The 12091-nt window shown below is 63.5% G+C and carries 12 protein-coding genes and 1 tRNA gene; 7 read left to right on the top strand and 6 right to left on the bottom strand.

What is annotated here, in order from left to right; genetic code table 11:
- Positions 1-118: 118 nt before the first annotated feature.
- The 4 genes from metF to J2W94_RS00525 all read left to right on the top strand — a co-directional run bounded on the left by metF (position 119) and on the right by J2W94_RS00525 (position 3402).
- Entirely contained in the window at positions 119-943 is an 825-nt protein-coding gene (gene metF, locus J2W94_RS00540) for a methylenetetrahydrofolate reductase [NAD(P)H] (protein WP_310089653.1), read from the top strand.
- 140 nt (positions 944-1083) lie between these two features.
- Entirely contained in the window at positions 1084-1698 is a 615-nt protein-coding gene (locus J2W94_RS00535) for a hypothetical protein (RefSeq protein ID WP_310089652.1), read from the top strand.
- A 97-nt stretch (positions 1699-1795) separates the two neighbouring features.
- Positions 1796-2386, top strand: coding sequence for a hypothetical protein (locus J2W94_RS00530; protein ID WP_310089651.1), 591 nt, complete (start codon positions 1796-1798; stop codon positions 2384-2386).
- Between the two features lie 104 nt (positions 2387-2490).
- Positions 2491-3402 carry a branched-chain amino acid transaminase gene (locus J2W94_RS00525; protein ID WP_430540527.1) on the top strand — a complete coding sequence of 304 codons (912 nt, stop codon included), beginning with the start codon at positions 2491-2493 and terminating at the stop codon, positions 3400-3402.
- Between the two features lie 122 nt (positions 3403-3524).
- Here the strand turns inward: J2W94_RS00525 and J2W94_RS00520 are convergent, their stop codons facing one another.
- From J2W94_RS00520 to J2W94_RS00495, 6 genes are all read right to left on the bottom strand, one after another.
- Positions 3525-4856: a sensor histidine kinase gene (locus J2W94_RS00520; protein WP_310089649.1), complete on the bottom strand. Its 1332-nt coding sequence runs from the start codon at positions 4854-4856 to the stop codon at positions 3525-3527.
- Complete coding sequence (locus J2W94_RS00515) at positions 4849-5526, bottom strand: response regulator transcription factor (RefSeq protein ID WP_093282672.1); 678 nt, start codon at positions 5524-5526, stop codon at positions 4849-4851. Before J2W94_RS00515 ends, J2W94_RS00520 begins: the two co-directional genes overlap by 8 nt.
- Before the next feature lie 367 nt (positions 5527-5893).
- A complete protein-coding gene (gene rimK / locus J2W94_RS00510; RefSeq protein ID WP_310089648.1) occupies positions 5894-6769 on the bottom strand; it encodes a 30S ribosomal protein S6--L-glutamate ligase in 876 nt (291 codons plus the stop codon).
- A 185-nt stretch (positions 6770-6954) separates the two neighbouring features.
- Complete coding sequence (locus tag J2W94_RS00505) at positions 6955-7491, bottom strand: hypothetical protein (protein WP_310089647.1); 537 nt, start codon at positions 7489-7491, stop codon at positions 6955-6957.
- Positions 7492-8027: 536 nt separating this feature from the next.
- Positions 8028-8101: transfer RNA gene (locus J2W94_RS00500), tRNA-Gly, on the bottom strand.
- A gap of 86 nt (positions 8102-8187) precedes the next feature.
- The gene (locus J2W94_RS00495; RefSeq protein WP_310089645.1) at positions 8188-10020 is read right to left on the bottom strand and encodes an autotransporter domain-containing protein; all 1833 of its coding nucleotides are present in this window, start codon (positions 10018-10020) and stop codon (positions 8188-8190) included.
- Positions 10021-10182: 162 nt separating this feature from the next.
- Between J2W94_RS00495 and thiS the strand changes: the two genes are divergently transcribed.
- The 3 genes from thiS to trmB all read left to right on the top strand — a co-directional run bounded on the left by thiS (position 10183) and on the right by trmB (position 12088).
- Positions 10183-10383 (top strand): sulfur carrier protein ThiS, encoded by a 201-nt coding sequence (thiS, locus tag J2W94_RS00490; RefSeq protein WP_310089644.1) that lies wholly within the window; start codon positions 10183-10185, stop codon positions 10381-10383.
- Between the two features lie 189 nt (positions 10384-10572).
- Positions 10573-11367, top strand: a complete 795-nt coding sequence (locus J2W94_RS00485; protein WP_310089643.1) for a thiazole synthase — start codon at positions 10573-10575, stop codon at positions 11365-11367.
- Position 11368: 1 nt separating this feature from the next.
- Positions 11369-12088: a tRNA (guanosine(46)-N7)-methyltransferase TrmB gene (gene trmB / locus J2W94_RS00480; protein WP_310089642.1), complete on the top strand. Its 720-nt coding sequence runs from the start codon at positions 11369-11371 to the stop codon at positions 12086-12088.
- Positions 12089-12091 lie beyond the last annotated feature (3 nt).

Genomic DNA, 12091 nt, shown 5'->3' with positions numbered 1-12091 from the left:
GGAACCCAGCGACTCTGCTTTTTTCGCACGATGCAAAGTCGCTGGGTCCCCGCCTTCGCGGGGATGACGATCCGTCGAGGATACTGGCCCCCAAACTGCACGAACGCGGACACACCCGATGCGCACACCCCTTTCCTTCGAGTTCTACCCGCCCAAGACCGACGAGCAGCGCGCGCAGTTGGACCGCACCGCGGAGAAGCTGAAGGCGCACTCGCCGGAATATGTGTCGTGCACCTTCGGCGCTGGCGGCTCCACGCTGAGCTACACCTCGGAAACCGTCCGTCATCTCAACCAGACCCATGGCTTCGACGCAGCGCCTCATCTTTCCTGCGTCGGCGGCAGCCGCGAGGAAATACGCGAGTTGCTGCGCCTCTACCGCGCCCTGGGCTGCAAACGCATCGTGGCCTTACGAGGCGACCTGCCGTCGGGCATGGGTCACGCGGGCGATCTGCGCTATGCCTCGGAACTGATCCAGTTCATCCGCGCCGAGCATGGGGACGCCTTCCATATCGAAGTGGGCGCCTATCCGGAAACGCATCCGCAGTCCGACGACGCCCTGACCGACCTAAAACATTTCAAGGCCAAGGTCGACGCCGGTGCCGATGGCGCCATCACCCAGTATTTCTACAACGCCGACGCGTATTTCCACTTCGTCGACGCCGTGCGCAAATTGGGCGTGGAGATTCCGATCATCCCCGGCATCATGCCCATCTCCAACTACACCCAGCTCAAGCGCTTCTCCGAAGCCTGCGGCGCCGAGATCCCACGCTGGATCGGCAAGCGCATGCAGGCCTTTGGCGACGACGCCGAAGCGATTCGCGAATTCGGCGCCGATGTCGTGGCCGGCCTCTGCCGCCGTTTGCTGGAAGGTGGCGCTCCGGGCCTGCATTTCTACACCTTGAATCTCTCCAAGCCGACGATGAACGTGATCGCGCGGCTGTAATGACTCGCGGTTGTAATGAATGTTCTAGAAATGCACCCGCTAGTGTGGGTTCTGCAGGATTCAGACAAGACGCGTTTCAACACATGATGTAGACAAGCATGCGAACAGCATATTGCTAACTTCATGCACGCGCCGCTGTCATGAACGCCGTCGCCGTTTCCACCGTGATTGTCGCCGTTGCCGCTCTGATGTCGCCCGGATCCGTGCCCGCCGGCACAAGCCTGCAACGCTGCGAAAGCGCCGACGGCGAAGTCGCTTACACCGATCGCCCCTGCGCGATGCTGGGCACCCGGCCGCTGCCTATGCCAGGCGAACTCCTGACTCGCATAGCGCGTGAAGAAGCGGCTTACACCCGGGACATCGATTTCGGCGACGCGCCCGCCATCGCGAACGTCGGCAGGCGTTCGCCGACTTCCGGGTGCGCACGCAACAAGCGGCAGCTGGCGATGGACATCCAAGGCTCGCTGGCATTGCACAACGTAAACCGGCTGGCCGAGAGCTACCACTGGGTCGGGAAGTCCCATCGACAGGCTCAGCAACACATGCTGCGGCTGGAAAAAATGGCGTCGCAGCGATTGCTGGATGCCAAGTTGTTCTATGCGCAGATCGGCAGCGGCGCCACGCAGTTCGCAGACGCCGGTACGGCTAGCCCTGGCGCGGGCATCGTGCAATTGACCTTGGGCAACGGCGCAACGCGGCAGGTCGTGGACCTGGAGGTAACGCGGTACTCGGGTTGCTACTTCGTGCGGCTTTGAGCTTCTCGCTCGATTCTGTACGGAAGATCCCATACAGACCGCCCGCGCGCCTCTGTGGCTTCCCATCGCTGCGGACCGCGGGTTAGGCTGACCGGCGATGCGTAATCTCCTCTTCGTCCTGGTCTCCCTGCTTTCCATCGGCCTACTGGCGGTGCCGCGGATGGCGCTTGCGCAGGAGGTCCAGCGTTGCACCACCATGAACGGCGAAACGGTCTACACCGACAAGCGCTGCGAAGACATCGGGGCCATGGATCGCCTGCCACAGGTCACGCCTGGTAGCTCAAGCGGGTCCGGCGGCCTCTACCGCGCCGGCTGTTCACGGACGCTGAGCGATCTGGTCTACCAGATCACCGCGGCCGTCGAGAACAAGGACGTCAATCGCCTGGCCGGCGTGTATCAGTGGACGGATATTTCCAATGCGGCGGCCAATAGCATCCTCGACAAGCTGCAGGCGGTCGTCGACCGACCGCTGGTGGACATCGTGCCGATACGGCCCGCACCGCCGCCTATCGTCGATCAGGACGGCGTCGTGATCGACGACAACAGCGATGGCTATTACCCGCAGACGGCGGCGCGGCAGCGCCCGATCGGACTGCGCCTGGAACAGACCCTGAAGAACGGCAGCACCCCTTCGCGCACGGTGTTCGGTCTGCGTCGTAGTTACAATTGTTTCTGGATCAGCCTGTAACACCGCCCTCGTAGGAGCGACGTAAGTCGCGATGGGGCGTTCCCGTGACGGTTTCATCGCGACTTACGTCGCTCCTACAATGTCCCTGCAATCAAGGAATCCGCATGAAATTCCCCGACAAAATCTGGCACAACGGCGTCATCAAGCCCTGGGCGGAAGCCACCACGCACGTGATGGCGCATGCCATCCACTACGGTTCCTCGGTGTTCGAGGGCATCCGCGCCTATGAAACGCCGAAGGGCACCGCGATCTTCCGTCTCAACGACCACAACAAGCGGTTGTTCCAGTCGGCCAAGATCTACGACATCGAAATTCCCTTCACCCTCGATGAAATCAACGCGGCTTGCCGCGACATCATCAAGGTCAACGGTCTGAGCAAGGCCTACCTGCGCCCGATCGTCTTCCGCGGCTACGGTGGCGTCGGCATCGCCGCCGATACGCCGATCGACGTGGCGGTGGCGGCGATGGAATTCGGCCGCTACCTGGGCGAGGACGGCATGGAGAAAGGCATCGATGCCTGCGTTTCCAGTTGGCAGCGCTTCGCGCCCAATACCCTGCCTGCCGGCGCCAAGGCGGGCGGCAACTATCTTTCCGGACAACTGGTGACGCGCGAGGCGCGCCGCCACGGCTATGGCGAGGGCATCGCGCTGGCTTCCACCGGCTTGCTCAGCGAGGGCGCGGGCGAGAACCTATTCCTGGTGTTCGAAGGCGCCCTGCATACCACGCCCGCCAGCGCTTCGTTGCTTGCGGGCATCACCCGCAATTCGATCATTCGCCTGGCCCGCGACAACGGCATCGAGGTGATCGAGCGCGATCTTCCGCGCGAATACCTGTACCTGTGCGACGAGTTGCTGATGTGCGGCACCGCTGCCGAGATCACGCCGCTGCGCTCGGTCGACGGCAAGCCGGTCGGCGACGGCAAACCCGGCCCGGTCACCAAGAAGATCCAGGACTTGTTCTTCGGCCTGTTCGAAGGCCGTACGGAAGACAAGCACGGCTGGCTGGATTACCTCTGAGGCAAGCTTTGCATTGCGTGACAACAGAGAGTAGGGCGGGCATTGCCCGCCGCTCTTGATTTTCCTGCGGCGGGCAGTGCCCGCCCTACTCAAACGGTCGCTTATTTAATAATGGCGAAGAATCAGTCGGTCGTGAATTTCAGCGTGGCGATCACGCCGCGTGTTTCGCCCGGTCGCACGCCCACCTGCCAGCCATAGAGCTCGCATAACCGGCTGACGATCGACAGGCCGATGCCGCCGCCCTGCGAATGTCCGGCGTGGGTGCCGCGATAGCCGCGCTCGAACAGGCGTGCGGCGTCTTCCGGACTGAGGCCCGGCCCCGAGTCGATGACCTCCACGCTGTCGGCCATCAAGCGCACGACCACGTCGCCTTCCAGCGTGTACTTCACCGCATTGCCGATCAGGTTGCCCAGCGCCACCGAAACCGCCGATTCCGGCGCATCCACGGTCAACCCGCTTTCGCCTTCCATTCGCAAAACCAGCGGCTTGCTGCCAAGTTGCGCGCGATGCGCATCCAGCAATTGTTCGGCGACCCGCGCCACCAGCGTATTGCCCTGCCCGCGCTCGTTGCGCGACAGCAGCAGCAACGATCCGATCAGGTCGGTGCACTGCTGTTCCGCGCGCTGGATGCGGAACAGCCGTTGCTCCACTTTCTCGTCCAGTCCGGGTCGGGCCAGCAGCAACTCGGTCGCGCCGCGTATCACGGCCAGTGGAGTGCGTAGCTCGTGACTGACGTCGGCGTTGAACTCCCGGTCGCGCTGCACCACGTCGGTGAGTCGGGCGGAATAGTCGTCAAGCGCCTTGGCCAGTTCGCCGACCTCATCCTCCGGAAAGTGCGTGGCGAGCGGCTTGGGATTGCTGCTGCCGCGGTAAGAACGAAGCCGCGCAGCCAGCTCCGATACCGGGCTCATCACGCGAGACGCCGCCCACCAACCGACCACCAGCGATAACGCGCTGAAAAGGAGTACGGACAAATAGATGGCGCGCATGAACTGGCGCTGGCCGGAGGCCGTCCCGGAAATGTCATAGGCCAGGAAGAACCATGCCTCTGGCGTCTTGCGCACCGCCAGCTTGTAGATGAGGGGGTCGCCGCTTTCGTCGAAGTCCGAAATATTGTGGTTTCCGTTCGGCAGCCTGGCCCATTCCGGGCGCTCCTCGCGGATGCGGTCGAACTTGTCCGGCGTGAATACGAAGGCCCTGATCTGCTGTACCGGCAGATCGGGGTTCTTCGCGGGGTTGGCGTAGAAGCGCCTGGCGTACTCGTCGATATTGCGATTCATCACGTCTTCGACGAGCTGGTTCTCCACCCGTTGACGGGTGTAGTCGGTCAGATAGGCGAAGAGCGCCGTCAGCCCGGTACCGAGCAGGAAGAACGACAGGATGATTCGGGTTCGGAGTCTTCGCCGAAAACGCAACTGTCGCCGATTACGCCGAGGACTGTCGGTTTCAGGCATCCGGCGCGGCGATCCTATAGCCAATGCCATGACGGGTCTGGATGAAGGGGGTATCGAACGGTTTGTCGACGACCGCGCGCAGGCCATGGATATGCACGCGCAGCGAATCCGAATCGGGCAACTCTTCCCCCCACACGCGCGTTTCCAGTTCCTGACGGGTAACCACCGCGGGCGAGGCTTCCATCAACGCCTGCAGGATCTTCAGTGCGGTCGGGTTGAGCTGCAGCAGCTTGCCCTGGCGGCGCACCTCCAGCGTGTCCAGGTTGTACTCCAGTTCGCCCACTTCCAGCACGCGGGTCTGCACGCCCTTGCCGCGGCGCGACAGCGCATTGAGACGGACTTCGACTTCCTGCAACGCGAACGGCTTGATCAGATAGTCGTCGGCGCCGGAATCGAAGCCGGCCAGTTTGTTGTCCAGCGTGTCGCGCGCGGTGAGCATCAGTATCGGGGTCTGCTTGCGCGCTTCGTTGCGCAGCTTGCGGCAGACTTCCAGGCCATCCATGCCCGGGAGATTGAGATCCAGCACGATCGCATCGAAGTCGTGCACTACCGCCAGGTGCAGGCCGGTGACGCCGTCCGCCGCGAAGTCGACGGTGTGCCCGCGGTCCTCCAGGTAGTCGCCCAGATTGGCGGCTATGTCGCTGTTGTCTTCGATTACGAGTATTCGCATTAGCGGATCCTTTATTTCAACTAACGTTGTGGACCGCGGTCACCGAGTCAGGTTCCCACCGGCGCGGCCTGTAACTTAACAAATCGGCCTTAACAATTGGTCGCTATGGACCGACGAACCGCAAGCTATTCATCGCCCAGACCATGAGCCGTCGCCAAAAAAAGCCCAAGCGGGTGGACACCCGCTTGGGCCAAAGAGTTACCCGATTACCGTAATCCTGTTTTCCAGAGCCACTGACGATAGCTTGAGAGCACAGACTTGCGGTCGGCAGACGCTACGCCGAAAGCGATTAAACCGCCGTTAAAAATAAGGTTAAAGTGGCGTGAAAAGCATGTGTTTTACAGCTAACATATTGATTTTCATCGAATTACTTTCTTGAGCCTGCGATGTGGTCGACGATGGCGCCCGCTACATCCTCGGCGCATACCTGCTCGATCCCTTCCAGCCCCGGCGTGGAGTTGACCTCCAGCACCAGCGGGCCCCGCTGCGCGCGGATCAGGTCCACACCCGCCACATTCAGACCAAGGCTGCGCGCGGCCCGGACCGCGACGTCCTTTTCGCTCTCGCTGGCCTCCACCGGCTCCGCCGTGCCGCCGCGGTGCAGGTTGGAACGGAAATCGCCCTCCGGCGCTTGCCGCCGCATCGAGGCCACCACCCGGTCGCCCACCACGAAACAGCGCAAATCGGCGCCCTCGGCTTCGCCGATGAATTCCTGGACCACGAAATTCGCGTAGAGGCCGCGCAAGGCTTCGACCACACTGCGGGAGGCGGATGGTTTTTCGGTCAGCATGACGCCGGCGCCCTGGGTGCCTTCATTGAGCTTGATGACGTGCGGCGGCGGGCCGAGCATCGATAGCAGGTCTTGAGTGTCGTCGGGATTGTCGCCGAACACCGTGATCGGCATGCCTATGCCCTGCGCGGCCAGCAGTTGATGCGCGCGCAGTTTGTCGCGCGCGCGCAGGATGGCGTCGGAGGGGTTTGGCGTGTAGCTGCCCATCAATTCGAACTGACGCAGCACCGCGGTGCCGTAGCGCGTGATCGATGCGCCGATGCGGGGGATGACCGCGTCGTAGCCGGCGATGGGCTTGCCCTTGTAGTGCATGCTGAAACCATCGCTGGCAATGCGCATGTAACAGCGCAGCGGATCCAATACCCTGACCGTATGTCCGCGCGCGCGCGCGGCTTCCACCAGGCGTCTTGTGGAATAAAGCTTGCTGTTGCGCGAAAGGATGGCGAGTTTCATCCATGGCCTGCCTGGCGATCGGGGCCACAGCATGCCATGCGCGCAGCACCCGCGTATGACGGTGGAAGCTGCGGTTTATCGCCTCGACATACGCGGTAACGGAAAGATACGCGGAGCTCAGCGGGATCACGGCCGCTGGCCGTCCACCCGCCGAATCACCCGCCGATCTCGCCGGCGCCTTGGCCTCAGTTGACCGTACAGGTCAGGCTGAACGTGGTCGATCCATTCGCCGGCAGTGTCGGAATGGCGACGCCCGACTGCATGGCCGCTACCAGCGCCGCGCCGGTGGCGGCCGGGCACGCCGCACCGCCCGCAGCGCTGCAGGCTGCGGTGCTGCAGGCCAGGCCAGCGACTTGCGGATCGCGCAACACCGCGCCGTTGGCCGCAGCCGGACCGGCATTGCTGACCACCATCTGGTAGGTGGTCGTGCCGCCCCGTACTACCGTGGAGGTGTTATTGGTTTTGGTGATCGAGAGATTGGCGTTGAGCACGACCGGCACCGGATCCACCGCGCAACCGAGGAACGGCGATCCGCCGCCACTGCATTGCCCCGCAGTGCTTGCGTCGACGCTGGTCGAGACGCCGAGCTGCGGATCGCCGCCGCCGGCGACCTGCGCGCGATTGGTTAAGGTACCGCTGCCGGCCGACGAGGAAACGGTCGCGTTGAAAGTAATAGTCGCAGTCGCACCGGCCGCAAGACTGGTGCTGCGGTTGCAAGTCACCGTGCCGCTGCCACGCGAATCCCCTAATTCGGTTTATTCCACTCAAAAAAACAGCAGGCACAAAGGCGTGCCGGCGCCGAACAATTCCTTCATTTCGCCCCATGCAGACCATGCGAGTCATGAGCTCCGAAGGGATGCAATTCACAACTTCCGGGGGATGCGATTAAGTACCCGCCCATTAGGTCGCCGACGCAAAAGCCGAGGCCTGCGTCAAGGGATAAATGGTATTGGGTCACAAATTTTGAGCAATCCAGCCTATCGCCAGACAAAGTGACGCAGAACGTCAGAATCGGTTCCATTTTCGGGCTCGGACAAGCAATGAGAACGATCCTTTCGAACCGCAAGATGCCGAGAAACCCTTATGGGAGCTGGACTTTGAGGCGGGGGCAAGCGTCGGATACCAAGACCGGCACCCTGCTTGGGAAGTTAAAATCCCATTAGTCACAGTAGATGAAAGGCGGTCCACCGCAGACGAACGGCGACCATTAACTGCCCTATTGCGCCGCTTGAGAAGGTAATTGCGCTTTCTGGCGGGATGGAGCGGGTGAAGGGAATCGAACCCTCGTCAGTAGCTTGGGAAGCTACAGCTCTACCATTGAGCTACACCCGCAAGGCCGCGAGTCTATTCTCGGGCGCGTGGCCCATGCAAACGGGCGCCCGATCGGGCGCCCGTTGAATCGAAACCGTAGATGGGATTCAGAAACTGCCGCTGAGAGTGGCGAACGCCCCGATATTGGTGCCGCCCTTCTGCCCGACCGTGGTGGACAAGCCGATATCGGCGGCCAAACCGAACACCGTGCTACGCGCACCGAGGGTCAAGGTGCCGTAATCGCGATCCATGTCGAGACCCGGCACCGCATAGGGCGCAAGGCCAGGCATGGACTGCAGCGAGGCGAAGGCCTGCTCGTCTTGCGATTCGAATTCGCGGTCGTAGGTCAGGCGCGCGTACGGCCGGACGTTCTCGTTGATGGCGTAGCTGGCCTGCCAGCCCGCGCTGCCGATCAGCGAATCGAAATCCTGGTCGGGATAAGCCAAGGCGGTGGAGCTGGGATCGCTCTCGGCATAGCCATCGCGTTCGATGCGCTGTGCGAGCAGGCTCAGCACCGGTCCATGGCGGAACGCGTCCTGGCCGAATTCGTAACCTGCATTCAGGCCGAGGCTGAGGTTGGTGCCGTCCGGCGAACCGCTGTGCGTACGCGTGGCCGGCCCGAGTTGCACCGTGCGATCCACGTCGTAGGAGATCCAGGTGTAGCTGAGCTGCGCATTGACCCAGGCCTGGTCGCCGTACCAGCCGACGAAACCGCCCAGAGTGGCGTCGGATTCGTCGAAGCTGCCTGCACGGCTGCCGAAGTCGAAGTCGTTGCGGCCATAACCGGCGAATCCGCCGAACACCAGCGAACCGCGCGACCAATCAACGCCGAACGTGCCGGTCGGACCCATACCGTCGTACAGATGTCCGTGGTCGTAGCGCAGCGAGTCGCCGCGCAGGTCGCCCCACCAGCGCATGCCGTCGGCCTCCGGCTTGCCATTGACGTGGTAGCCCACGCGGTCGGCGCGGGCGCGGCCGATCACCGAAGCGGTGTACGGCAGCAGCGCGATCTGACGCGGCCCCTCGAGTACCGACACCGCGTAATCGGCAAGGATTTCGTGCGACCGTGATGAAGGATGCACGCCATCGGCGAACGCATAGCTAGTGGCGGCATCGCCGGCTGCGTAGTTGGCCGGGCTGCAGGTCAGCGAGGATGCGGTGATCTGCGGATTGCACGCCGTACCGGTGACGTTGCTGATTCCGTACGGTGCCGGGTTGGCGACGATTTCCTGCAACAGGTGGAAGGTATCCAGCGGGATGACGCGCAGGCCCGCTGCGCCCAGACCGGCGAACAGGGCATTGTTGTAGGTGGTCGCCAATTGCGTGCCGGCGGCCTGATTGGCCGCGCCGCCCGCGCGGAATTGCGGGGTCACGCCCAGGTCCGGCACGGTCGGCACCAGCACATAGCGGGCGCCTGCTGCCTGCAGCGTCCCCACCACGCCTATTTGCGCCGTCACCGCCGCGGTGATGGTCGCCTGAGCCGGCGCGCCGCCAGCGACCGCGAACAGGTCGTTGGCTCCGCCCCACACGGTGTACAGGGCGTTGGGATCGGCACGGCCGCCAGCGCTGGCCAGGTAATTGGTGGTCTGGGTGGCCAATGAAGGAATAGGGCCGAGCGCGCCGCTGGTGTTGGTGCCGGTGCGGGCTCCGCCGACGGCGTAGTTGGTGCCGCCCTGGTTGTCGCTGACCGCATTGGTTCCGTAGAACTCGGCCACGTACTCGGACCAGACCAGACCTGGATTGGTGGTGAAGCGCCCTATCAGCGCACCGTTGGGTCCCACCACCTGGATAAGCGCCGGGCGGAAATGGCCCGAATCGGTAAGGCTGTCGCCAATGAATACCGTCTGCGAATAGGGGTGGTTCTGGGCGAAGGCCGGCAATGCGGCCAGGGCCAATGCCAGGGCAAGGGCGGAACGGGCGGGACGGACGAAGGACTGCATCAAGTTTCTCCAGAGGAGGCCAAATTCATCCGGGACCCGGGGGCCGCGGCGGAACGTACGGGGGCGTACAGGCGCGCATGGTTTCATTTCGTTTGTCGCCGCTCACGCTGCATTGCGTCATAAGCATTCCGTCATAGCTCGGCAATGCGGCAAAATGCGCGCATGGAAATCCAATTGAACGGCCAGCGCAGGATCGTCGACGCAGGCAGCAGCCTGTCCGATCTGCTGCAGTCCGAAGGCTTGGCCGAACGCCGGGTGGCGATCGAAGTGAATGGCGAAATCGTGCCCCGCGGCCTGCATGCCTCGCAGCGCCTGCAGGCGGGGGACCAGATCGAGATCGTGCATGCACTGGGTGGCGGCTAGGGCGGTTAGAAGCGTGGGAGCGGCGTTCCGCCGCGAGCTTCTGGCCCTTTGGCAGAGTAGTCGAGCAAGTCAGTAGCTCGCGGCGGGACGCCGCTCCTACGAATTCAACTAGCGCGGTCTCATCGCAGGCGCGTGCGTAGCTGACGACAATCTCGCCCCGCACCCGCAAACATCAGCGATAATCTTCCGATGACTTCTCCAAGCCTTCACGATCCGCTCGTCATCGCGGGCAAAACCTACCGTTCGCGCCTGCTCACCGGTACCGGCAAGTTCAAGGATTTCGACGAAACCCGCCGCGCTACCGAAGCCGCAGGGGCCGAAATCGTCACCGTGGCCATCCGCCGCACCAACCTGGGCCAATCGCCCAACGAACCCAACCTGCTCGACGTGCTGCCGCCGGACCGCTACACCCTGCTGCCCAATACCGCCGGCTGCTATACCGCCGAAGACGCCGTGCGCACCTGTCGCCTGGCGCGCGAGCTGCTCGATGGCCATACCCTGGTCAAACTGGAAGTGCTGGGCGACCAGCGCACCCTGTTTCCGGATGTGATCGGTACCCTGAAGGCGGCGGAGCAATTGGTCGCCGACGGATTCCAGGTGATGGTCTACACCAGCGACGATCCCATCCTGGCCAAGCGCCTGGAGGAAATCGGCTGCGTGGCGGTGATGCCGCTGGCCGCGCCGATCGGTTCGGGCCTGGGCATCCAGAACAAGTACAACCTGCTGGAAATCATCGAGAACGCCAAGGTGCCGGTGCTGGTCGATGCCGGCGTGGGCACCGCCTCCGATGCGGCGATCGCGATGGAACTGGGCTGCGATGGCGTATTGATGAACACCGCCATCGCCGGCGCGCGCGACCCCATCCTGATGGCCGGGGCGATGAAGAAGGCAGTCGAGGCCGGCCGCGAAGCGTTCCTGGCCGGGCGTATTCCGCGCAAGCGCTACGCCAGCGCCTCCTCGCCGGTCGACGGGCTGATCGGCTGAGATGACCGGCACGGCGCCTAACCCCCCGAAGCCCTATACGGTCACCACAGGCCACCGCGCCGTACGCAGTTTCGTGCTGCGCCAGGGCCGGTTCACGCCGGCGCAGCAACGCGCGTTCGATGAGCTGTGGCCGCGCTTCGGGCTGGACTACCACGGCACGCCGCGCGACTTCGACGAGGCCTTCGGCCGCTCCGCCGAGCGCGTCCTGGAAATCGGCTTCGGCAATGGCGATGCTCTGCGCTTCGCCGCCGCCCAGGACCCGCAGCGCGACTACATCGGCATCGAAGTGCATGCGCCCGGCGTGGGCAGGCTGTTGAACGCGCTGGAAGCCGATGGCGCCGCGCATGTGCGCCTGTACCACCACGATGCGGTGGAAGTGCTGCGCAACGAAGTCGCGGAAGGCTCGCTCGACGAAGTGCGCATCTATTTCCCCGATCCCTGGCACAAGAAGCGCCACAACAAGCGCCGCCTGATCCAGCCCGAATTCGCCGCGTTGCTCGTCTCGCGCTTGCGCGTGGGCGGCCGCTTGCATGCCGCCACCGACTGGCAGGACTATGCCGAACAGATGTGGGACGTGCTGGACGCCACGCCGGGACTGGAGAATCGCGCGGGAGCGCGCGGGCACGTGCCGCGACCGGAGTGGCGCCCGCAAACGCATTTCGAGACCCGCGGACAGAAGCTGGGGCACGGGGTGTGGGATCTTGTGTACGACCGTCGCTGACAT

It is taken from the genome of Pseudoxanthomonas sacheonensis (assembly GCF_031455975.1).
Classification (GTDB): Bacteria; Pseudomonadota; Gammaproteobacteria; order Xanthomonadales; family Xanthomonadaceae; genus Pseudoxanthomonas_A; species Pseudoxanthomonas_A sacheonensis_A.
This window is presented reverse-complemented; position numbering and strand designations above follow the sequence as displayed.

Excerpts from the sequence above, each read along its gene's own strand:
- metF (WP_310089653.1), top strand. The coding sequence starts at position 119 with ATGCGCACACCCCTTTCCTTCGAGTTCTACCCGCCCAAGACCGACGAG.
- J2W94_RS00535 (WP_310089652.1), top strand. The coding sequence starts at position 1,084 with ATGAACGCCGTCGCCGTTTCCACCGTGATTGTCGCCGTTGCCGCTCTG.
- J2W94_RS00530 (WP_310089651.1), top strand. The coding sequence starts at position 1,796 with ATGCGTAATCTCCTCTTCGTCCTGGTCTCCCTGCTTTCCATCGGCCTA.
- J2W94_RS00525 (WP_430540527.1), top strand. The coding sequence starts at position 2,491 with ATGAAATTCCCCGACAAAATCTGGCACAACGGCGTCATCAAGCCCTGG.
- J2W94_RS00520 (WP_310089649.1), bottom strand. The coding sequence starts at position 4,856 with ATGCCTGAAACCGACAGTCCTCGGCGTAATCGGCGACAGTTGCGTTTT.
- J2W94_RS00515 (WP_093282672.1), bottom strand. The coding sequence starts at position 5,526 with ATGCGAATACTCGTAATCGAAGACAACAGCGACATAGCCGCCAATCTG.
- rimK (WP_310089648.1), bottom strand. The coding sequence starts at position 6,769 with ATGAAACTCGCCATCCTTTCGCGCAACAGCAAGCTTTATTCCACAAGA.
- J2W94_RS00495 (WP_310089645.1), bottom strand. The coding sequence starts at position 10,020 with ATGCAGTCCTTCGTCCGTCCCGCCCGTTCCGCCCTTGCCCTGGCATTG.
- thiS (WP_310089644.1), top strand. The coding sequence starts at position 10,183 with ATGGAAATCCAATTGAACGGCCAGCGCAGGATCGTCGACGCAGGCAGC.
- J2W94_RS00485 (WP_310089643.1), top strand. The coding sequence starts at position 10,573 with ATGACTTCTCCAAGCCTTCACGATCCGCTCGTCATCGCGGGCAAAACC.
- trmB (WP_310089642.1), top strand. The coding sequence starts at position 11,369 with ATGACCGGCACGGCGCCTAACCCCCCGAAGCCCTATACGGTCACCACA.